The organism is Agaricicola taiwanensis (assembly GCF_014635245.1).
GTDB lineage: Bacteria > Pseudomonadota > Alphaproteobacteria > Rhizobiales > Methylopilaceae > Agaricicola > Agaricicola taiwanensis.
Genome location: NZ_BMCP01000002.1, coordinates 303009 through 324310, shown reverse-complemented (window position 1 = coordinate 324310; position 21302 = coordinate 303009). Strand labels below are relative to the sequence as shown.

The 21302-nt window shown below is 61.5% G+C and carries 20 protein-coding genes; 7 read left to right on the top strand and 13 right to left on the bottom strand.

Features of this window, described 5'->3' with window-relative positions; translation table 11 throughout:
- Positions 1-21 precede the first annotated feature (21 nt).
- Entirely contained in the window at positions 22-384 is a 363-nt protein-coding gene (gene panD / locus IEV58_RS09010) for an aspartate 1-decarboxylase (protein WP_188409407.1), read from the bottom strand.
- Positions 385-533: 149 nt separating this feature from the next.
- On the opposite strand from panD, the gene IEV58_RS09005 reads away from it, so the two are divergent.
- Complete coding sequence (locus IEV58_RS09005; protein WP_188409406.1) at positions 534-1640, top strand: ATP-dependent DNA helicase; 1107 nt, start codon at positions 534-536, stop codon at positions 1638-1640.
- Here the strand turns inward: IEV58_RS09005 and IEV58_RS09000 are convergent, their stop codons facing one another.
- Positions 1641-2516 (bottom strand): Tad domain-containing protein, encoded by an 876-nt coding sequence (locus IEV58_RS09000; protein ID WP_188409405.1) that lies wholly within the window; start codon positions 2514-2516, stop codon positions 1641-1643.
- 183 nt (positions 2517-2699) lie between these two features.
- On the opposite strand from IEV58_RS09000, the gene IEV58_RS08995 reads away from it, so the two are divergent.
- Positions 2700-3467, top strand: a complete 768-nt coding sequence (locus IEV58_RS08995) for a glutaredoxin domain-containing protein (RefSeq protein WP_188409404.1) — start codon at positions 2700-2702, stop codon at positions 3465-3467.
- A 9-nt stretch (positions 3468-3476) separates the two neighbouring features.
- Here the strand turns inward: IEV58_RS08995 and trhO are convergent, their stop codons facing one another.
- Positions 3477-4235 carry an oxygen-dependent tRNA uridine(34) hydroxylase TrhO gene (trhO, locus tag IEV58_RS08990; RefSeq protein ID WP_188409403.1) on the bottom strand — a complete coding sequence of 253 codons (759 nt, stop codon included), beginning with the start codon at positions 4233-4235 and terminating at the stop codon, positions 3477-3479.
- 93 nt (positions 4236-4328) lie between these two features.
- On the opposite strand from trhO, the gene IEV58_RS08985 reads away from it, so the two are divergent.
- Genes IEV58_RS08985 through IEV58_RS08975 form a run of 3 tightly spaced genes read left to right on the top strand, consistent with a single transcriptional unit; the run spans position 4329 to position 6682 of the window.
- On the top strand, positions 4329-5237 hold the full coding sequence (locus IEV58_RS08985; protein WP_188409402.1) for a class I SAM-dependent methyltransferase: 909 nt from the start codon (positions 4329-4331) through the stop codon (positions 5235-5237).
- Positions 5234-5962, top strand: coding sequence for a pseudouridine synthase (locus IEV58_RS08980; protein WP_188409401.1), 729 nt, complete (start codon positions 5234-5236; stop codon positions 5960-5962). Before IEV58_RS08985 ends, IEV58_RS08980 begins: the two co-directional genes overlap by 4 nt.
- Positions 5963-6022: 60 nt before the next feature.
- On the top strand, positions 6023-6682 hold the full coding sequence (locus IEV58_RS08975) for a hypothetical protein (protein WP_229729309.1): 660 nt from the start codon (positions 6023-6025) through the stop codon (positions 6680-6682).
- 65 nt (positions 6683-6747) lie between these two features.
- On the opposite strand, the gene IEV58_RS08970 is transcribed toward IEV58_RS08975, so the two are convergent.
- The 7 genes from IEV58_RS08970 to dnaG all read right to left on the bottom strand — a co-directional run bounded on the left by IEV58_RS08970 (position 6748) and on the right by dnaG (position 16492).
- Positions 6748-7542, bottom strand: coding sequence for an SDR family NAD(P)-dependent oxidoreductase (locus tag IEV58_RS08970; RefSeq protein ID WP_188409400.1), 795 nt, complete (start codon positions 7540-7542; stop codon positions 6748-6750).
- A gap of 110 nt (positions 7543-7652) precedes the next feature.
- The gene (locus tag IEV58_RS08965) at positions 7653-8759 is read right to left on the bottom strand and encodes a mechanosensitive ion channel family protein (RefSeq protein WP_188409399.1); all 1107 of its coding nucleotides are present in this window, start codon (positions 8757-8759) and stop codon (positions 7653-7655) included.
- Between the two features lie 148 nt (positions 8760-8907).
- Positions 8908-9918, bottom strand: a complete 1011-nt coding sequence (locus IEV58_RS08960) for an LLM class flavin-dependent oxidoreductase (RefSeq protein ID WP_188409398.1) — start codon at positions 9916-9918, stop codon at positions 8908-8910.
- Between the two features lie 50 nt (positions 9919-9968).
- Complete coding sequence (locus IEV58_RS08955; protein ID WP_188409397.1) at positions 9969-11249, bottom strand: DUF2254 domain-containing protein; 1281 nt, start codon at positions 11247-11249, stop codon at positions 9969-9971.
- An 86-nt stretch (positions 11250-11335) separates the two neighbouring features.
- Positions 11336-12373, bottom strand: coding sequence for a metal-dependent hydrolase (locus IEV58_RS08950; RefSeq protein ID WP_188409396.1), 1038 nt, complete (start codon positions 12371-12373; stop codon positions 11336-11338).
- A gap of 78 nt (positions 12374-12451) precedes the next feature.
- The gene (gene rpoD / locus IEV58_RS08945) at positions 12452-14452 is read right to left on the bottom strand and encodes an RNA polymerase sigma factor RpoD (protein ID WP_188409395.1); all 2001 of its coding nucleotides are present in this window, start codon (positions 14450-14452) and stop codon (positions 12452-12454) included.
- Positions 14453-14572: 120 nt separating this feature from the next.
- On the bottom strand, positions 14573-16492 hold the full coding sequence (gene dnaG / locus IEV58_RS08940) for a DNA primase (RefSeq protein ID WP_188409394.1): 1920 nt from the start codon (positions 16490-16492) through the stop codon (positions 14573-14575).
- A 275-nt stretch (positions 16493-16767) separates the two neighbouring features.
- Between dnaG and rpsD the strand changes: the two genes are divergently transcribed.
- Together rpsD and IEV58_RS08930 are read left to right on the top strand one after the other, a co-directional pair.
- Positions 16768-17385, top strand: a complete 618-nt coding sequence (rpsD, locus tag IEV58_RS08935; RefSeq protein WP_188409393.1) for a 30S ribosomal protein S4 — start codon at positions 16768-16770, stop codon at positions 17383-17385.
- A gap of 82 nt (positions 17386-17467) precedes the next feature.
- Positions 17468-18025, top strand: a complete 558-nt coding sequence (locus IEV58_RS08930) for a DUF4269 domain-containing protein (protein WP_188409392.1) — start codon at positions 17468-17470, stop codon at positions 18023-18025.
- A 72-nt stretch (positions 18026-18097) separates the two neighbouring features.
- On the opposite strand, the gene grxD is transcribed toward IEV58_RS08930, so the two are convergent.
- The 3 genes from grxD to purL are packed head-to-tail and all read right to left on the bottom strand — an operon-like array spanning position 18098 to position 20911.
- Positions 18098-18433, bottom strand: a complete 336-nt coding sequence (grxD, locus tag IEV58_RS08925; RefSeq protein WP_188409391.1) for a Grx4 family monothiol glutaredoxin — start codon at positions 18431-18433, stop codon at positions 18098-18100.
- A 12-nt stretch (positions 18434-18445) separates the two neighbouring features.
- Positions 18446-18682 (bottom strand): BolA family protein, encoded by a 237-nt coding sequence (locus IEV58_RS08920; RefSeq protein ID WP_188409390.1) that lies wholly within the window; start codon positions 18680-18682, stop codon positions 18446-18448.
- A 9-nt stretch (positions 18683-18691) separates the two neighbouring features.
- Positions 18692-20911 carry a phosphoribosylformylglycinamidine synthase subunit PurL gene (purL, locus tag IEV58_RS08915; RefSeq protein ID WP_188409389.1) on the bottom strand — a complete coding sequence of 740 codons (2220 nt, stop codon included), beginning with the start codon at positions 20909-20911 and terminating at the stop codon, positions 18692-18694.
- Positions 20912-21302: the final 391 nt, after the last annotated feature.

The following is a 21302-nucleotide window of genomic DNA, read 5'->3' as shown; positions in this document are numbered from 1 at the left end:
CCCTCAACGTTGCCTCAGACGTCAAGTTCCCTTGGGCTGATTGTTTTCATCCACCAGAACGACCTTGGGCCGGAAGATGTCGGCCTCCTCGGGCGTCATCTGCGCATAGGCCGCGATGATGATCTCATCGCCCTTCTGCACCAGCCGCGCAGCCGCGCCATTGAGACAGATTTCAGCCTGCGGTGCCCCCTCCACCATGGCTGGGATCACATAGGTGGAGAACCGGGCGCCCGTGGTGATGTTGTAGATATCGACCCGCTCGTTGAGAAAGAACCCCGCCGCGGCGATCAATCTGCGGTCGATGCTGATGGAGCCTTCGTAGTCGAGATCGGCACCAGTCACACGGGCGCGATGAATCTTGCCCTTCATCAAGGTCACGAGCATGCGGATCTCCTTGCTAAATTCCGCGCCGGGGCACTTGGCAGCCACGGCTCAATGACGGAAAACCGCAGATGAATCAATCTCTCAACTCGTGGAATCAGAATTTGAGCACCGTGCCACAACCTCCTGCCAAACCTTACTAAACCGCTGTCATGCCGAATTTTACCCCACATCAGGATAGCGCTCTCAACGCGGTCGCCAGCTGGCTGAAGGAGCGTCCGGGCGAAGGCAGCACGCCGCAGATCTTCAGGCTGTTCGGCTATGCCGGTACGGGAAAGACGACGCTCGCGCGTCACCTGGCGGAAGGCGTGGATGGCAAGGTGCAGTTTGCCGCCTTCACCGGCAAGGCAGCCCTCGTCATGCGTGAAAAGGGCTGCCACAACGCCTCCACCATCCACAGCCTGATCTATAGGACGCGTGAGCGAAACGAGGAGGCGCCCAACTTCGAGCTGTGGGACGATGCCCCCGCCTCACGCGCCAAGCTGATCGTGATCGACGAATGCTCCATGGTGGATGCCGAACTCGGCCGTGATCTTCTTTCCTTCGGCGTCCCGCTGCTGGTGCTGGGCGACCCGGCGCAGCTGCCGCCCATCCAGGGCGGTGGCTTTTTCACGAGCGGCGAGCCTGACGCCATGCTGACCGAGGTGCATCGCCAGGCCGAAGACGACCCCATCGTTCGCCTTTCCATGGAGGTTCGCGCGGGCAAGCGTCTGGAGCCGCGGGATTTCGGCCAGACGCAGGTGGTGCGGAAAGCAGATTTCGATGCTGCCCGCGCCTTGGAAGCCGACCAATTGCTCGTGGGGCGCAACAACACGCGCAAGGCTTACAACGCGCGTATGCGCCTGCGCCGCGGATTTGAAGATCCGCTGCCTATCGCCGGTGACCGGCTGGTCTGCCTGCGCAACAACAAGCGCAAGGCACTGTTCAACGGCGGCCTCTGGAACGTGACCGAACGCGCGGTCTCAAAGTCTCACATCGTCACCATGCACATCTTCTCCGACGATGGCATGGGCGCGCACGCCAAGGTCTCGGTGCGCCCGGAATGCTTCATCGGCGAGATCGAGAAGTTCGACTGGCTGGAGCGCAAGGCCTATGACGAGTTCGACTATGGCTATGCCCTGACGGTTCACAAGGCGCAGGGATCGCAGTGGGACGATGTGGTGCTCTTTGACGAAAGCTTCGCCTTTCCCGATGCGCGGGAGCGCTGGCTCTACACCGGCATCACCCGCGCGGCGAAGCGGTTGACGGTGGTCGTCTGATCATTCGATCAGACGCACCTCACGCGTGGTCTCATCAACGTCCGGGCAGGCCATGATCAGGCGAATATCGTTGAAGTCGCTGTCGCCAAAGGATTCAGGCGTATCCTCCCACCCGTAGTACATGAAGTGCCCGGGTTCACAGGGTCGGGTCTCAATATGGGGGACGCGATTCGGACCTTCCGGCAGCGGCCCGCCCATGCTTACCGGATAGCACTCCTGCTCGGTGTCGCAGAGGTAGGTCTCCAGTACCCGCGCCTTGTTGGCGTTCTGCCAGTCGGGAACGCCGGTGTCGGTCTTGTAATAGCGCTGCAAGGCCGGGTTATTGAAGTTTTCCTCGCCGTACCAGACGTTGTGGAGCGCGAGTTCAAAACTCTCGCCGGGCCCGCATTGGGGAATGTCCACGTCGAAGGTGCGCCCCCGGTTGTCCGCCAGGATGACGATCTCGGACCGGGTGTTCTCAGCCTTGTTGTAGCAGTAGACGCCGATGCGATTGTAATCCATCGCATCGCCATCGAGATACATATAGGCGGGAGGCCCATAGACCCTCACCGGCGGCACATGGCGCGCCACTGCCCGCACCGTGAAGTCGACCTCCGTCAGCCCGAGCACGGCCATGATCGATGTATCGAGCCTTCCTTGGCGGACAACTTCGTAACGCACATCGTCGAGCCAAACACCGTTGCGTTTGGACAAGGCATCGGCATCGGCCTCTGCCTGCATTTCAGCCCTCATATCCGAGAGACGCACATGATCCAGCGCCACGCCCATGGCGCCCACGACAGGAATGGCCGCGAGCGCGGTGGCAACGGCGACATTACCGCTCGCCTCCTGCAGGAAATCAATCATGCCGCGCCACTTTGCCATAACGCGAAACATACTATAGTTCCATAAAGCAGCGGTTACATTCAATGCAAAAGAAGAAGACTTCGATTTACCAGGCGTTAATCTTACGCCATTTCGGGCCATGAAACTGCTATGTCACCGTCTCTGGCCAAGCACTTGCACCTGAAATAGGATGCTTTGAATCTGCAAGCTCAGAGCGGATAGGGAGAAACAATCATGGCCGATATCGCGGAAGCGGAACGTATTCGCCTGTTCTGGCAGCCCGGCTGCACAAGTTGCGTCAAGATCAAGGAGCTCCTGACGGAAGCCGGCGTGGAATTTGAATCCGTCAACATCCTCACCCATCCGACAGGGCTTGATGAGATGCAGCGCCGCGGCATCATGACGGTTCCCGTCGTCTTCAAGGGCGAGGAGATGACCTTCGGTCAGTCGCTGGACGATGTGGCAGCCTTCGTCGGCATCGACCGGAAGGTAAGCCGCTTGTCCATGGAAGAACTGGCACGGAAATGGACCTATTTTCTCGATAAGGCATCAGACCTCATCGAGCAGATTCCAGATGATCGGCTGAACGAGCGCGCCTTTCACGGCCGCCCCCGCACCGTGCGCGAACTCAGCTATCACATCTTCCAGATTCCCGACGGTTTTGTCACCTCGCAGGAGACGGGTCTGGAGGACACACGCAGCATCACCAACGTACGTTTTGATCATCTGAAGACGAAGGACGATCTCCTCGCCTATGCAAAAACCTCGACCGACCGCCTGAAGAAGTGGATCGCGCAGATGCCGGCCGATATCGGAGAGCGGCGGGTGAAGACCTATTACGGCGAGCAGCCTCTTTCCGGCATCTTCGAGCGCGGCACCTGGCATTCCGGCCAACATACGCGGCAGCTCGATCAGATCATCCAGGATGCCACCGGCGCGGCAACAGCGATCGACCAGCGGGTGTATGACGGCCTGCCGATGCCGAAGGGTCTCTGGGATTAGACTACCGGTTCACTTTACGTCCGGCCGCTGCACGTCCTCACTGCATTCGGTGAGCCCGTGGCCAAGCGCCACGCGCTCGTCGAAGACGAAGCAGTGACCGCGCCAGAGACTTTCCTTTTCCGGCACTGTCTCGAGATATTTCAGGATGCCGCCCTGGAGGTGGAAGACCTCCTCAAAGCCCTGCGACAGGAGATAAGAGGTCGCCTTTTCGCAGCGGATGCCGCCGGTGCAGAACATGGCGACTTTCTTGTGCTGCGCGGGGTCGAGGTTCTGCCGCACATAATCAGGAAACTCGCCGAAGGTGGTCGTGCCCGGATCCACCGCTCCCTCGAAGGTGCCCATGGCAACCTCGAAGCTGTTGCGCGTGTCGATGACAGTCACATCCGGCTGGGTGATGAGCGCGTTCCAATCGGCCGGGGCCACATAGCTGCCGACAGCCCGGCGCGGATCGGCCTGGGGCACGCCCATGGTCACGATCTCTTTCTTGAAATGAACCTTCAAGCGCTTGAATGGCATGGATTCCGCGCGTGAGTACTTCAGCTCAAGAGCATCAAGGCGGCCGCCGAACAGGGCCCCCTTGGTGATCTCCCCGATCAGCGCCGCGATGGCGGTATCGGTGCCGGCGACAGTGCCGTTGATCCCCTCCACCGCCAGGATCAGCGTCCCGCGAATCCCGAGGCTTTCACACAGAGCGCGAAGTGGAGCGCGCAGTTCTGCGGCATCGGGCAAAGCGGCGAACTGATAGAGGGCGGCGACAGAGAACGACATGCCGCGCCCCTTATCACGCGCCACGCCACTGCAAAAGCTAGGCTTTCGCAGGACGGCCATGACCTGTAGGAAGACCACGACACAACGGACTGCATGATGACCAATGTCAGACATGGCCTCTACGGCCTGCCGCCGCGGGATCTCGCGGACTATCCCGATGAAGCGGTCCAGTTCTCACCGCTGATCCCCGGCGCAGACGACCTTGAGAAACACGAGAACATGCTGCAGAGCCTCACCATGCTCGCGCCTCCCGGCACGGTGGAGCGTCGTGCCGCGCTGGCACTGGGCTTGAGAGCGCTAAGCCCAGGAGCTTCGCTGACCACGCTTGCCCTCAAGGACAAGGGCGGGTCACGTATCGCCAAAGACCTCAAGGGTCTTGGTTGCGTCGTGCAGGAAAAATCAAAGCGTCACTACCGGATATGTACGGCCGGAAAGCCTGACGTCTCTCCTGATTTGGACGCGGCCATCGCAGAGGGCGCACCACGCTTTGTTGAAGACATCGGCCTGTGGTCGCAACCCGGCATCTTCAGCTGGGACCGGCTCGATCCCGGCAGTGTGCAGTTGGTCGAGCGTCTACCGCCGCTGTCCGGCCGGGGCGCCGACTTTGGCTGCGGCACCGGCTATCTCGCCCATGGTGTCCTCGCCTCACCGGCCGTCTCAAACCTCCAGCTCATCGACATCGACCGCCGCGCGATCGAAGCCGCGCGGCGTAACGTCGACGATCCACGCGTGAGCCTGCAGTGGGCCGATGTGCGGAAAGTCACCTTGCCCACGCTGGACTTCATCGTCATGAACCCGCCATTCCATGATGGCGGCATTGAAGACAAGGCGCTTGGCAAGGCCTTCATCGAGAAAGCCGCGTCCATCCTGCGGCGTGGAGGGCGCCTGTGGCTTGTCGCCAACAAGCACCTTCCCTATGAAGCCCTCCTCGCCCAGCTTTTCGCGCGCTTCGAACTGCAAAGCGAAGCTCAGGGCTTCAAAGTCTATGAGGCGGTGAAATGAGCAAGAGCGTTCGGCTGGACCGGCTGCTGGCAAACCTCGGCTACGGCTCACGCCGAGAGGTGCAGGCGCTGGTGCGTCATGGCGCGGTGGAACTGGACGGTGAGGTGCTTGAAAACGCCGATGCCAGGATTGCACTTGAAAGCGATCTTCCCACCCGCCTGTCCGTGGAGGGAGAGCCGCTCGATCCCCTTCCCGGCATGATCCTCATGCTGCATAAGCCCTGCGGCGTGACCTGCTCCCATAAGGAAGCGGGGCCGCTGATCTACAGCCTTCTGCCGGAGCGCTGGCGCCGACGCGACCCCGCGCTGTCCACCGTGGGCCGGCTCGACAAGGAAACGTCGGGTCTTATCCTCCTCACCGACGACGGCGCGCTGCTTCACAAGATCATCTCGCCCAAGAGCCAGGTGACGAAACGCTATCGCGTGACGCTCGATCGTCCGCTTGAGGGGCATGAGGCGAATGCTTTCGCCTCGGGCGAACTTTTGCTGGAGGGCGAGGAGCGGCCGCTGCTGCCCGTTCCCATGGAAGTGGATGGGCCGAAGGCCGCCACGGTAACGCTGACCGAAGGCCGTTACCATCAGGTGCGCCGGATGTTCGCGGCTGTGGGCAATCACGTCACCGCCCTTCATCGCGATCGCATAGGCACCCTCGAGTTGCCCGCCGATCTCGCTGAAGGAGATTATCAGGTGCTGACGCCCCAGGATGTGAAGAGCGTTCTTACGTGATCTTCCTCTCCACGCGGGGATGGGCCTGCCGACAGCGGAACCCGCGAGCGATATCCTTGGTTGCTGAACTTTCGGCTGCAACGCCGTATGGAGCTCCCATTGCAATGGATTGCCGAGCACAGCGAAGCCATTAGCGCTCTTACGGACCTTGGAACGCTCGCTATCTGGGCGATCTATTTACAGGTCTTCGTCAGCAGCTACAGGCGGCAGCTTCGCGCCACGCTCATCATCACGCGGGGAGTTGGGTCAGATTTGGACGCCCGCTGCCTCGTCAGCAACATGAGTTCGGGGCCGATCTACATCTCCAGCGTTTTCGTGCGCCTGGAGACCTCAAGCGGAACAATCATCACCCCTGTCACCGATGTTTTTGACGCTGAGAAACAGCGAGACAGGGAACCTCATCAACATACGCGGCAAGGACCGTTGCAGGCGGGCGAAAGCAGAGACATCGGCTCTTTCCGTCAGTTGATCGAGCACGCGCTTCACGCCGCGCCAGGCATCGATCGCTCAGGCGACGAGAAGGTTCAGGTGGGCTTCATTCTTGTCGAGGTGGTGGGCCTATATGGGTCCGAGGACTTGCCTATCGGAGCTCGGCGAGGCTTCGACATCCTCGCCGAGGGTGTCCAGCACCACGTTCATGGCAGGCAGGTCCACACCGAGCAGATCAGAACGCGGCGGCAGCGCCGTGAGCTGACAAAGGATCTGCAGCGCGATCAGTGAAATGAGCCGGACATTTGCGCCTTAAAAGTTCGCGGCGCTGACGATCCGGCACTGGTCGAGGAGCTTCAGTGAGCGCCGGAACCGGGTTCGGCCATCTTCCGGTGCATCTCGGCCAACCGGTCGGACGGCGTGATGGTCGCCATGGCGGACTGAAGCTTGTTCTTCATACCGGAGACGACGTCGCCCTCGCCTTTCATCATGGCGTCAAAGCCGACCTTGGCCACATCGGCCGGATCATCCTTTTTGCCCTGACCGACATCGGTGTCGAGCATGTCGGCGCGCGCGAAGAAGTTGGTGTCGGTCGGGCCAGGCATCAGGCAGGTCACCGTCACGCCGGTATCCTTCAGCTCGTTGCGCAGGGCAAAGGAGAACGAATCGATGAAGGCCTTGGTGCCGTTGTAGACGGCCTGGAAGGAGCCCGGCATATAGCCCGCAATCGAGCCGGTGAAGAGAATGCGCCCGCTACCGCGCGCCCGCATGGTGGCGGCGACTTTCTGGGCCAGATAGATCGTGCCCGTGATGTTGGTGTCGATCACATGGCGCACATCCTGAAAGTTCTGATCCAGGAACCCCTTGCCGAGGCCGTGTCCGGCATTGGCAAGCAGTGCTTCGATGGGATGCCCCAGAGCATCAGCGGCGGCAACGAGCTCGTCCACGCCCTCCGTGGTGGCAAGATCGGCAACGACTGTCGTCACAGAAGCGCCGAGGGCGCGGAAGGTGTTCGCCGCTTCTTCCAGCTGCGGCTCATCCGCGGCGACGACGAGATCAAAACCGTTCTCGATGCAGCATTTCGCAAGCTCGTAGCCAATGCCACTGGATGCGCCAGTGACGATCGCGAGCGGACGGGGTTGGCTGGCCATCTTGGTTCTCCTGGATTTCTGAGTTGTCTCTTCAACCCGAGGAGAAAGCGATCGTTCCTACAATAACGGGGCGTTTGCATGCGCCGTTTTCCAAGCGCAGCCAGTCTTTCTCACGTCTGCACCGGGTCGAGGTGCTTCAACAGCGCCAGCTCTTCGCCATTCTCGGACACCAGCCGCCGCGTCGGATAGGAGAAGCGGATGCCACGCTCTGCGAAGGCCCGGGCGATACCGAGATTTATGGACTGCTGGATGTCCATGTAGAGGTTGAAGTCCGGCGAGAGGACAAAGTAGATCGTTTCCACCCGCGCGCCGAATTCTTCGAAAGCCGCCACATGTGAGCGGTCGAAGCGTGTCTTTTCAGTTCCTTCGATGATGTCCCGGATGAGACCGGGGATCGCCTCCAGATTGTCGGGTGACGTCTCGTAAGGCACCACGACGTTGAAGGAGATGCGACGCTCGCGCATACGCTTGTAGTTCTGAACTCGCGTGTTCAGAAGATCATCATTGGAAACACTGATCTGCTCGCCCCACAGGCTGCGGATCCGCGTGGTCTTGAGACCCACCCGCTCGACCGTTCCGAGGTGATTTCCGAAAACGATGAAATCTCCGATCACGAACGGCTTGTCGAGCACAATGGCCAGGGACGCGAACAGGTCACGTAAAACGCTCTGCAAGGCAAAGGCAATCGCAACACCGCCGACACCAAGACCGGCGATAAGACCGGTGATATCAACGCCGAAGTTGCTCAGTGTCAGCATCAAAAGCGCGGACCAGATCACGACCTGACACAGGAACTGGATGATCTGCGCCGCGCTGGCGCTGGCCGGATCACGATCCGTGGTGCGGGCAAGGTAACGCGCGATCCACAAGGCAAGGGCCGCGGTGGCCCAGATGCCGACCTGGACCATGACTGCGATCGTCACCAGAGCCGCCAGGATACCCTCGATGCGGGTAGGCAATATCAGCAGGTAAGCCAATGTGCCCAAAGCCAGCGCCACAAGAAAGAACTGCTGCGTTGCCCGTGCCTGAGCTCCAAGGAACTGCGTAATAAAGAGACCATCGCCGCCTGTGTGGAGCGGAAAGCGGCGTCTCGCCACCCGGCGCGCGGTAACAGCAACGCTGTAGACGACAATGCTGAAAAAGATCGAGAGGCACCAGACGATCAGCGAGTTGCCATAGATTTCCAGGTTGACCAGATTTTCGATCGACGCAGACACAGCTTTCCCTTCTGTGGTGACAACGACAAAAGGCGGATCAACTCCGCCTTACACGACGTCGGGGATGGAGATATGGGCCAAGATGATCCAGGAAGATCAGGCCAACGATAATCCCGAAGCCTAAGTTTGATGACCGGCACGGTCAACCTCAGGCCTTCGTCAGGTTTTCCTGCGAAAGTTCTGCGAAGATATCTGCCGCGATCTCATAAGACCGCAGACGAGCGGCATGATCATAGATCGCCGCGGCTATGATGATCTCGTCGACCCCGGTATTATCCAGAAATGCCTTCAGGCCGCGGCGGACGGTGTCGCGCGAGCCGACAAAGGAACAGGCCAGCATGGCCGAGGCTTGATCCTTCTCCATCGGCGACCAATAGGCTTCGATATCATCGATGGGCGGCGGCAACTTTCCGCGCGTACCGCGAAACATATTGGCGAACTGCTGCTGCGCGGAAGTAAAAAGGCGCCGCGCCTCCTCGTCCGTCTCGGCGGCGATGACGTTCACACCAGCCATGGCATAGGAGCGATCGAGCTGCTCGGAAGGTTGAAAGCGCGCGCGGTAGGCTTCCAGGGCCTGCATGAGGGCGCCGGGTGCGAAATGTGAGGCAAAGGCATATGGCAGGCCGAGCATAGCGGCCAGTTGTGCGCCGAAGAGGCTTGATCCGAGAATCCACAACGGCACCTGTGTCCCGGTGCCTGGCACCGCCTGGATCACCTGCCCCTCCTCAAGTGGGCCGAGCAGGGCCTGAAGCTCCAGCACATCCTGCGGGAAGGCATCGGAGGCGGAAGGATCGCGGCGGAGCGCCCTCAGCGTCCGTTGATCGGTGCCGGGCGCGCGGCCAAGACCAAGATCGATGCGTCCCGGATAAAGGCTCTCCAATGTGCCGAACTGCTCAGCGATGATCATGGGCGCGTGGTTCGGCAGCATGATGCCGCCCGCGCCAACTCTTATGGTCTTGGTGCCGCTGGCGATATGCCCGATGACCACCGAGGTCGCCGCGCTGGCGATGCCCACCATGTTGTGGTGCTCGGCCAGCCAGAAGCGCTTGTATCCCCATTGCTCCGCATGCTGGGCGAGATCGAGAGAGCGATGAAGGGCATCGGACGCGGTCGAGCCCTGCGGAATGAAAGCGAGATCAAGAACGGAGATGGGCGGCATGTTGCCTCCATAAAGGAAGGTAGTGGACACATCGGCATGTCAGGCACCGATTACAAGGCCGTACCCCGACCGATGGACATGATCTCCTGCGCCAGGGCGGCCAGACGCTCCTTCTCCTCGTCGAGGGTAAGCACTGCATCGGCCCTTTTAAACGCGAGCCGCGCGTGAACCTGCGCCGTTGCCAGCATCTCCGCGTCACCCAACCTGGCAAGGGTGCGAAGCCCTTTGAGGAGACGCAGCGATACTTCCATCATGGCTGCTCCATCTCGAGCGATGGGTGAAAAGAAATCTTCGAAGATATCCGCCAGTTGGATGCGCGGCACATAAACACGCTCGTATGTTACGTCATCTTCGTCATCAGCATTCGGCGGTTCCTGCCACAGCGCGAGAAGCCGCACCCCGCGCCCGATAACATCGATCGCCGTGCCGGGATCATTGACCGCCGGCGAGAGCGCCCGCGACGCGATCTCCGACAGCACGCAGAAGCCGAACCGTGGGTCCTGATCGAACGAACGATGATCGGCAATGGAAAAGGCTGTGCGCCATTCGTCGATCCGCTCCTCGCTCTCGCTTCCCTCTACCCAGGCCAAGGGCCGTGACGGATCAGCAAAGGACCCTGGCAAGGCGGTGACATAGACGGTCGATCGGCCTTCTTTGGCAATGCGGGACAAAGCTTTCACATCGATATGCTGCACATAACCGATTGCCTCGGCATGAATTGCGCGGGCACCTGAAGGGATCATCCCTTCATCTCTCAACTCCCGCGCCCTCATGCATGGCGCCTCCCTTCGGTCTTCCACCGCCGCGCGGGTGGCGGCCTCGACCCTGTCCGTGGTCTCGCCAACCCTCCCAAGCCGCGACAGATGATTGATCCACCGGAGGAGCATCACCACGATCACCACGATCACGCCGATAGTGACGATGAAGACAACCACCCTTCCCTCAGCGCCGTAAAGACCTGTCGCCAAGGCGATGATAGCGACGAGGCTATAGAGAAATGAGCCTATGAAGGTGGCCAGTGCGTTCTGTGTGGTCGAATCTTCGATGAGCAGCTTCGTCGCGCGCGGCGTGACATTGCTCGTCGCGGCCGAATAGGCGGACACCATGGTGCTGAGCGAGAAGGTGGTCACCGCCAGCATGCTGGAGGCAATGATACCAAGGATGTTGTCGACGGCGTCGGAGCCAATCTTCGCCGGCATATCCGTCGGGATCAAAGGCTTCGACCAGATCGCGATCAGCGCCGTGAGCACAGCGAGAACGGAGAACAAGGTGGTGCGAAACCAGATCTGCCGCACCATCTGGCGCAGCAGCCATTGCCAGCGAGACATCATGCCTGTTCAGAATCCTGCGGTTAGCGCTGCACCTTAAGCGCGGGAATGACGAGGATGTTCCGAAAGCTCAGCGCTCGCTGATGCCGTTAGAGACCGGTCATGTCGTGCCAGAACTGGCGGAACTGATCACCAGTGGCCTCGCGCGGTGTCGAGAAGCGCTCCACTGGCCCGGCGAGCGTTCCGTCGGGCATCACACGGGCGCGCACGCCCCACATGCTGAGGTTCGAGGGACCAGGCATGCCATAGCGCAGGTCATAGCCTTCCACGATGCGCGAGCCATCCTGCTGTGGTGTTGACCGCCACAAAGGCTTGTTCATGGAGAACCACTCGAACACGGCTCCCTCATGCGTCGCCCTCACCGCCTCGACCTCGGGGCCGCTGGCGATGGGAAATTCCTGGAAATCAATGGGCTTGGGGTTGAGCACCGAATAGTAGCCCACGTAAGCGGTATCAGGTGTCGTCACCAGCACGCGACGATAATAGGGCTGAAACAACAACGGATAGGCGGTGACCTCGCCTGCTCTTGCGAACTGTTCCCGAGCGACCCGCTCCACCTGTGTGTTGAGAGCCCATCCGCCGAGCGAGTAGAGCACGATGAACAGCAGAGCCGCCGCCGCCACGTCCTGCGCCAGCCGCGGCCTCTTCTTGACCGCGATGCCCACCGCAACGGCCGCGATCAGCACCAGCGAATAGAGCGGATCGATGATCGGCATGGAATTGATGGCAAAGCGCGTCGTAGTGATCGGCCACAGCAGCTGTGTGCCGTAGCTGGTAAAGGCGTCGATCAAAGGATGCGTGAAGAGCCCCAGCACACAGAGCCAGACCCATGCCCGGAGCATGTGCTGCTCCTCATCTGCAGTCAGAGCGGGATGTCTGCTTCGCTGCCAGCGCCAGATCATCCAGGCGAAGATCGGCCCCACCAGCGGGCCGAACAGCAGCGAATGGGTGAAAGCGCGATGATACTGCCAACTCGCGAAAGGCCCCCAGATCCAGCCGACCGCAACGTCGAGATCGGGGATGAGCCCCATGATGGCGCCGACCACCAGGGCTTTGCGCCCGAGCCTGCGACGGAAGCCCGCCTGCGCGACCGTCGCGCCGAAGAGCATCTGAGTGACGGTATCCATGGCGGTCTAACTCTCGTGAAAATGCCCGGCACGAGGGCCGGGCATATAACAGGACCAGGTGACGCTTCAGCGTCAGGATCAATTGTCGAGGAAGCTGCGGAGCTTGCGCGAGCGGCTCGGGTGCTTGAGCTTACGCAGCGCCTTCGCCTCGATCTGGCGGATGCGTTCGCGCGTCACCGAGAACTGCTGGCCCACTTCCTCCAGCGTGTGATCGGTGTTCATGCCGATGCCGAAACGCATGCGCAGCACACGTTCCTCGCGCGGGGTGAGTGAAGCGAGCACCCGGGTCGTTGTCTCGCGCAGGTTCGACTGGATGGCCGCATCGATCGGCAGCAGCGCGTTCTTGTCCTCGATGAAATCGCCGAGGTGCGAATCCTCCTCGTCACCCACAGGCGTCTCGAGGCTGATCGGCTCCTTGGCGATCTTGAGAACCTTACGCACCTTTTCCAGCGGCATGGCGAGCTTTTCCGCCAGCTCTTCCGGTGTCGGCTCGCGCCCGATCTCATGCAGCATCTGGCGCGAGGTGCGAATGATTTTGTTGATCGTCTCGATCATATGCACCGGAATGCGGATGGTGCGGGCCTGGTCGGCGATCGAACGGGTGATCGCCTGCCGGATCCACCAGGTGGCATAGGTCGAGAACTTGTAGCCGCGGCGGTACTCGAACTTATCAACGGCCTTCATCAGGCCGATGTTGCCTTCCTGGATGAGGTCGAGGAACTGCAGGCCGCGGTTGGTGTATTTCTTGGCAATGGAGATGACGAGGCGCAGGTTCGCCTCCACCATTTCCTTCTTCGCCTGGCGGGCCTCGCGCTCGCCCTTCTGCACCATGTGCACGATCTTACGGTATTCCTGGATCTCCAGGCCCGTCTCCGTGGCAAGTGCCGAGATTTCCTGGCGGATGCTCTCGATGGTCTCAGCCTCGGCCGCAACCCATGCCTTCCAGCCGCGCTTGTCGAGACCGGCGATGCGATCGGTCCAGTTGGGATCGAGTTCAGAGCCCTGGTATTCCGCAAGGAAAGAGAGGCGATCGACGCCATAGCTGTCGGCCAACCGGAACAGGCGGCCTTCCAGCGACACAAGCTGCTTGTTGATTCCGTAAAGCTGCTCCACCAGCGCATCGATGCGGTTCTGGTTGAGCGACAGGGACTTCACCTCCAGGACGATTTCATCCTTGAGGTCCGTATATTTCTTGTCTTGCGCGGGCGAAACATCGCCGCCTCCGAGACGGATTCCGGCGATCTCATCCTGCAGCTTGCGCAGCTTCTTGTAGTTCTCGGCGATCTTGTCGAAGGTCTCCAGCACCTTGGGCTTAAGCTCGGCCTCCATGGCGGCGAGCGATGGGTTGCCCTCGCCGTCCTCGTCATCCATCTCGCCTTCCGGCGCGCCCTCTTCGCCTTCCGGCCGCTCCTGAGGCTCTTCCTCAGGCTCGCTTACCGGTGTCTCCGCGCCCTTGCCCTCGGGATCGGCATAAGTGGCTTCAAGGTCGATGATATCTCGCAGAAGCACTTTTGCCTCGTTGAGCTCATCACGCCAGATGATGATGGCCTGGAAGGTCAGCGGGCTCTCGCAGAGACCAGCGATCATCGCCTCGCGGCCGGCCTCGATGCGCTTGGCGATGGCGATTTCGCCTTCGCGCGACAGAAGCTCCACTGTACCCATTTCGCGCAGGTACATGCGAACGGGATCATCGGTGCGCTCGGCCGGCTCGGACTTTGTCTCGGCACGGGCGGGGAGACCACGCGCGGTCTCGACCAGATCGCCGCCGCTTTCCTCCTCGTCGTCACCGTCGCCGTCTTCGGCCTTGCGCTCGGCCTCTTCAGCCTCTTCGTTCTCAATGACGTTGATGCCCATCTCGTTGAGCATGGCGAGGATGTCCTCGATCTGCTCGGAGTTCACCTCCTCGGAGGGCAAAACGGCATTCAGTTCGTCATAGGTGACATAGCCGCGCTTTTTCGCGGCCTTGATCATGCGACGAACGGACTGATCGGAAAGATCGAGCAACGGGCTGTCGGTCGTGCCTTCGGGCGCAGCCTGGCCGTCCTGTGCTTCGTCTTTCACCGTTGTCTTCGTCGCCATGCTTAGATATCTCCGCGCAATCCGTCACACTGGTGGCGCATTCGTCGCCGAATTGATGTGTGAATGTGGTGCGTGCCTCTTAAATCACAATTAACCTAGCGCCCCAAATGCGCGGACGCGTCACAAAGTCCTAGCCCCACGGCCCGAGAAGGCGCCGAAGCCTTCGATGGTGGCTTCCGTGCCTTCAACTGCGCGGAGCTGGTGCTGAATATCAGAGAGACGAGCAAAATTCTCCTCGCTCATATCGTTGCCGAGAGCGCGCTCCGCCTCCCTGAGGTCCTTATGTAACGCGTGGGCCTTCCTGTGCAAGGCCAACGTGTGCAGGAAGCCCGTCTCGGCATCGCTGACATGCGCGCCCGGCTCCGCCCACCAGACTCCAGGCGGCATGGCTGCGCTCAGCCGACTCAGCCGCTCGCCATGCCCGGAGCGCTCCAGAGTAGCCGCAAACTGCTCTGCATGATCGGCGCCTCCCTGGGAAGCCAGATCAACCATGGCGCTGCGCAGCATATCGAAATCGCGGTTTCCTATTTCAAGGTCCATCAGCGCGTCCAGATGCCGGTCGATCAATTCCGGATGCCTCACCAGCACCGACAGGAGAACCGCCTCGCGGGGGCTGGGGCGTGCGGTGCCGCCGAGGGCCAGCGATGCGGGCGTGAGCGGCTGCATATCAGCCGCTGTGATGCCGCGTCGATCGCGCGGATCACGCCATCCCCCTCGGGACCGACCAGGAAGTGCCCCACCTTTTCGGCCAAAGGGCTTTTGCCCGCCGCGCGCCGGCATCAGTTCGAACAGCCGCGCCTTCAATTCGCTCGCATAGTGGCGGCGTACATTTTCATCCTTTATCTCGCGCACGAGATCGCCAATGCGCGTGTCCAGCGCCGCCCGCCGCTCGGGCGTGTCCAGGGAGGCGGCGTTGAGCTCGCGGGTCCACAGCACCTCCACCAGAGGCTTGGCCGCGGCAAGCACGTCTTCCATGGCCTTGCGGCCGCTGCCCCGCACGAGATCATCGGGATCCTGCCCATCGGGCAGGAAGGCAAAGGCAAGACTGCGGCCGGGCCCGATCAGGGGCAGAACCGTATCCACCGCACGATGCGCCGCACGAATGCCAGCCTTGTCGCCATCAAAGCAGAGGATCGGTTCGGGCGACATGCGCCACAGCAATCCCACCTGTTCTGGCGTCAGCGCGGTGCCCAGCGGCGCCACCACATGCGCGATGCCGGCCTGGTCGAGTGCAATAGCATCCAGATAGCCTTCCACGGCGATGACGGTTCCGCTGGCATGGGCGGCGGCTCGTGCGCGGTGATGGTTGAAGACGACCGTACCCTTGTGAAACAGCGGCGTATCGGGCGAGTTGAGGTATTTGGCCGGCGCATCCGCGGAAAGAGCACGTCCGCCAAAGGCGATCACCTTGCCGCGGGCATCCTCGATGGGAAACATGACCCGGTCGCGGAAACGATCGTAGGGCTCAGGAATATCGTCGCCGGCGATCAGGAGACCGGCCTCGATCTGATCGGACAGCGGCACGCCCTTGTCCGACAGGAAGCGCTTCAGAGCCGTGCGGTCGCCCGGCGCATAGCCGATGCGGAACTTGGCAATGGTCTCGGCGGTGAGTCCGCGCCGCTCCACATAGGTCCGGGCGTTCTGCCCCGCCCGATCGCGGAACGCCTGCTCAAAAAACCGCGCCGCCATATCCATCACCTCACCGAGACCGGCGCGGCGCCTCTCCCGCTGGATGTCCTGGGGGCTCGACTGGGGCATCTGCAGCCCGGCCATGCCCGCCAGATGCTCCACCGCCTCCGGAAACGGCAGGCCTTCGGTTTCCATGACGAAGTCGAAGATGTCTCCATGCTTGCCGGAGGAGAAATCGTGGTAGAAGCCCTTCTGGTCGTTCACGAAGAACGACGGCGTCTTCTCCTTGTTGAAGGGCGAGAGCCCGGCCCATTCCCGCCCCTGCTTGCGCAGCTTGACCCTGCGGCCAACCACGTCGGAGACGGGCAGACGGGCGCGGATCTGGTCCAGAAAATCGGGCGGAAAGCGCATCGGCTCCGGCGGCTCAGCTCATATGACGTGAAGGACGGCGCCTCGCCTCTTCGACGGGCTCCGTCGCACCATACATATATGGTCGGCCGCCTTCATCATAGCGTTGCATTGACTTCACGCCCGGCGGCGGCTAGAGACGGCCCCGCATCGCGCGGGTCAAAAGCCCGCGTGAGGCATTTATAGCGCACCCGGGGTTCGGCCTGTTTTGAACCTGTCGGCCGGAAACGGCAAAGGAGGGCGCGTTCCTCGAAACCTTAAGCTCGTGAGGACACGCGATGTCGAAGCGTCACGCAGTAAAGTTCAAACTTGATCGCCGTCTCGGCGAAAACATCTTCGGCCGTGCCAAGAGCCCGGTCAATCGCCGCGAATATGGCCCGGGCCAGCACGGACAGCGCCGCAAGGGCAAGCTCTCCGATTATGGCGTCCAGCTCCGCGCCAAGCAGAAGCTGAAGGGCTCCTACGGCGACATCACCGAGAAGCAGTTCCACAAGACCTACGTCGAAGCCGCACGCCTCAAGGGCGACACCGGTGAGAACCTGATCGGCCTGCTCGAGCGCCGCCTCGACTCCGTCGTTTACCGCGCCAAGTTCGTGCCCACGATCTTCGCCGCGCGCCAGTTCGTGAACCACGGCCACATCCGTGTGAACGGCCGCCGGGTCAACATCGCCAGCTACCTCGTGAAGGTCGGCGATGTGATCGAGGTCAAGCAGTCGTCCAAGGAACTGGCGCTCGTTCTGGAAGCCGCTCAGTCTGGCGAGCGTGACGTGCCCGAGTACATCAGCGTCGACCACAGCAAGATGGTCGCGCAGTATGTGCGTGTTCCGACGCTTGCCGAGGTGCCCTACCCGGTTCGCATGGAGCCGAACCTGGTGGTCGAGTACTACTCGCGCTGATCCGACGGGTCATCCGAATTTGGAAAGGCCGCCTCCGGGCGGCCTTTTTCGTGCCGGCCTTTCCGCAGCAGGACACGAGAGGATGATGGCATCCCGACCCGCCTTCGAAACCGCTCTGGCGCGTCTCGGCATCCTAAAGACGCTGGAAGCCTTCGACCCCCATGTGGCAGGAACCCTGCCGCTCGGGATCGACATTCCGGGAAGCGACATCGACATCCTCTGCCATGCACCGGCCCCTGACAGATTCGCTTCGCTGCTCTGGAGAACCTATGCCGGCTTCACCGACTTTTCGCTGAGGCAATGGAGAGGCAATGGTCGGCCGATCATCACAACCTTTGAGGCAGAGGGCTGGCCGTTCGAGATTTTCGGCTCGCCTCAGCCTGTCGCCGAACAGCTGGGCTGGCGCCATTTCAAGGTGGAACGCCGCCTCCTAGCGCAAGGCAACTCAGCCTTTCGTGACAAGGTCATGGCGCTGAGGCATGTGGGCGCAAAGACCGAACCGGCTTTTGCTCAAGTCCTAGGGCTTGAGGGTGACCCCTATCAGGCCCTGCTCGATCTGGAGATTCTGGATGACGCGGGTCTCAGGAAGCGTCTTGCCGCAGCTGGCTATCTGGGAGGCGCTTCACTTCGGGCGCATTGAGCGGCCGTCGCCGACCAAAAAGAGGGCGCAGGAGGGACCAGCGCCTTCTGATCTATGCGATGATCAAGCCGCTCAGCCGGCAGCCTGGCGCACTTCGATGCCCTTCCCGGCCAGGAGTGACTGCAACTCACCGGCCTGGAACATCTCCCGCACGATGTCGCAGCCGCCGATGAATTCGCCCTTCACGTAGAGCTGCGGAATGGTGGGCCAGTTGGAGTAATCCTTGATGCCCTGCCGGATCTCGTCATTCTCTAGCACATTCACATCCCTGTAGGGCGCGCCGAGATAGTCGAGGATCTGCACGACCTGGCCTGAAAAGCCGCACATGGGAAACTGCTTGGTCCCCTTCATGAAGAGGACGATATCATCGGATTTCACGGCGGCGTCGATCGTGTCGTGTGCGCTCATTGTCTTTCTCTCTCAATTCTCCGGCGCTGAGGTCTGCAGGGCCAGCGCATGCAACGCCCCACCCATTTCACCCTTCAGCGCCTGATAGACCATCTGGTGTTGCTGGACGCGCGAGCGCCCGCGAAAACTCTCCGCAACGACCACAGCTGCGTAATGATCACCGTCGCCGGCAAGATCGCGGATCGTGACCTCGGCGTCCGGAATGGCGGCCTTGATCAGCCGTTCGATGTCATGGGCTTCCATCGGCATGGCGTGATCTTACTCCGCTGCCATAGGTTCGCCAGCCATATAATGCGGCATCCAATCCTCATGCGCCGACGTCAGTTCGGAAACAGATATCGGATCGCCGCCGGGCAATTGCAATGTCGTACCGCCCGTACTGCCCAGGAGCAGCGCCGGCACCTCGGCCGCCTTGGCCGCCGTAAGCAGCGGTTCGAGCCGATCGGTCCGCACCGTCACCACATACCGTCCCTGGTCCTCTCCGAAGAGCGCGGCATGAACCGGTATGCCATCAGGCAGAGCATCAATGCTGGCGCCGCGCTTGCCGGCAATCGCCATTTCGGCAAGCGCCACGGCCAGGCCGCCGTCGGACAGATCATGCACCGCCGTGACGGTGCCCGCCATGATGAGATCGCGGACGAAATCGCCATTGCGACGTTCCACCGCGAGATCCACCGGCGGAGGAGCCCCCTCCTCACGGCCGGTCATGACCGAAAGATAGATGGAACGGCCGAGACAGCCCCTGGTCTCGCCAATGAGAACGACCGCCTCGCCGTCCGCCTTGAAGGAAAGCGTCGCGGTCTTCGAAATGTCATCGACGACGCCAACGCCGCCGATCGTCGGGGTCGGGAGAATGCCCCGGCCTTGCGTCTCGTTGTAGAGCGAGACATTGCCCGACACGACCGGGAAATCGAGGGCACGGCAGGCCTCACCGATGCCTTTGAGACAACCGACGAACTGGCCCATGATTTCCGGGCGCTCGGGGTTGCCGAAGTTGAGGTTATCGGTGATGGCAAGCGGGCGCCCGCCCACGGCCGTGATGTTCCGCCAGGCTTCGGCAACCGCCTGTTTGCCGCCCTCAAACGGATCGGCCTCGCAATAGCGGGGCGTGACATCGGTTGTCAGGGCAAGGCCCTTCGGCCCTTCCTTGATGCGGACGATGGCCGCATCACCGCCCGGCCGCTGCACGGTATTGCCCTGGATCAGATAGTCATACTGCTCCCAGACCCAGCGCTTGGAGGAAAGATCGGGCGAGCCGAGCAGCCTTTTAAGCGCGCGGTCGCTGCGCTCGGCCTTCACATCGGCGGCATCGACAACCGGCGCCTTCGGCGTCTCCACCCAGGGACGGTCATAGAGCGGCGCCTGATCGCCCAGCTCCTTGATCGGCAGGTCGGCCATGACCTTGCCGCCGTGCTTGATGACGAAGCGCAGCGTGTCCGTGGTCTTGCCGACCACCGCGAAGTCGAGGCCCCAGCGGGTGAAGATCGCCTCGGCCTCCGCTTCCTTGCCGGGGCGGATCACCATGAGCATTCGCTCCTGGCTTTCCGACAGCATCATCTCGTAAGCAGACATGCCCTCTTCACGGCAAGGCACCTTGTCGAGGTCGAGTTCGATGCCGAGATCGCCCTTGGCGCCCATCTCCACCGCCGATGAGGTCAGGCCCGCCGCGCCCATGTCCTGGATGGCGATGACGCAGCCCTTTTCCATGATCTCCAGGCAGGCTTCCAGCAGGAGCTTTTCCGCGAAGGGGTCGCCCACCTGCACGGTCGGGCGCTTTTCCTCAGCCCCCTCGCCGAACTCCGCGGAAGCCATGGTCGCGCCGTGGATGCCGTCGCGGCCCGTCTTGGAGCCGAGGTAGACGATGGGATTACCGACACCCGTCGCCTTGGCATAAAAAATCTTGTCCGTCTCAGCGAGGCCCACGGCCATGGCGTTGACGAGGATATTGCCGTCATAGCGCGTGTGGAAGCCGACAGAGCCCGCCACAGTAGGCACGCCGAAGGAATTGCCGTAGCCGCCGATGCCCGCCACGACGCCGGCAACCAGATGGCGGGTTTTGGGATGATCCGGCGCGCCGAAGCGCAGTGCGTTCAGCGAGGCGATCGGCCGCGCGCCCATGGTGAAGACATCACGAAGAATGCCGCCGACGCCGGTCGCCGCGCCCTGGTAAGGCTCGATGAAGGAAGGATGGTTGTGGCTCTCCATCTTGAAGACGGCCGCAAGCCCGTCGCCAATGTCGATGACACCGGCATTCTCGCCCGGTCCCTGGATCACCCAGGGCGCCTTGGTCGGCAGACCACGCAGGTGCAGGCGCGAGGATTTATAGGAGCAGTGCTCGTTCCACATGGCCGAGAAGATGCCGAGCTCGGTCAACGTCGGCTCGCGCCCGATCAGATCAAGAATCCGTTGATATTCGTCCGGCTTGAGGCCGTGCTGGGCAACGAGTTCGGGTGTGATCGGGGGATTGTTGTCTATCATGAGATCGCGAGCTTTCAGGTGCAGGCCGAGCCGTGGCAAGGCAATAGCTTTCCTGACCCAGCGGCGCAACCGCAACATCAGGCTTTGAGCCCGTCGTCCCAGCCAAGGCCATCACCTTTGGACCCCGTTGGTGCGTGCCATTGCGGGACCGAGAACGGCGCTCGGAGAGTGAAAGCCGATGGTTGCAAGCAGCCATTGGCGGTCTTAGGCACATGCCCTGCCCTACCCGTGCCGTTTTGACACGACATGTCGCAGATTGGGACAGGCTTTATAAGGTCATTCTCACACCAACCCACAGATGCACATCGCACGGAAGTACTCGGCACCATTCACGAGCACTGAAGAGAATTCAACAGCTTCAGAAAGGACCAAACAATTCTAATAAATATTT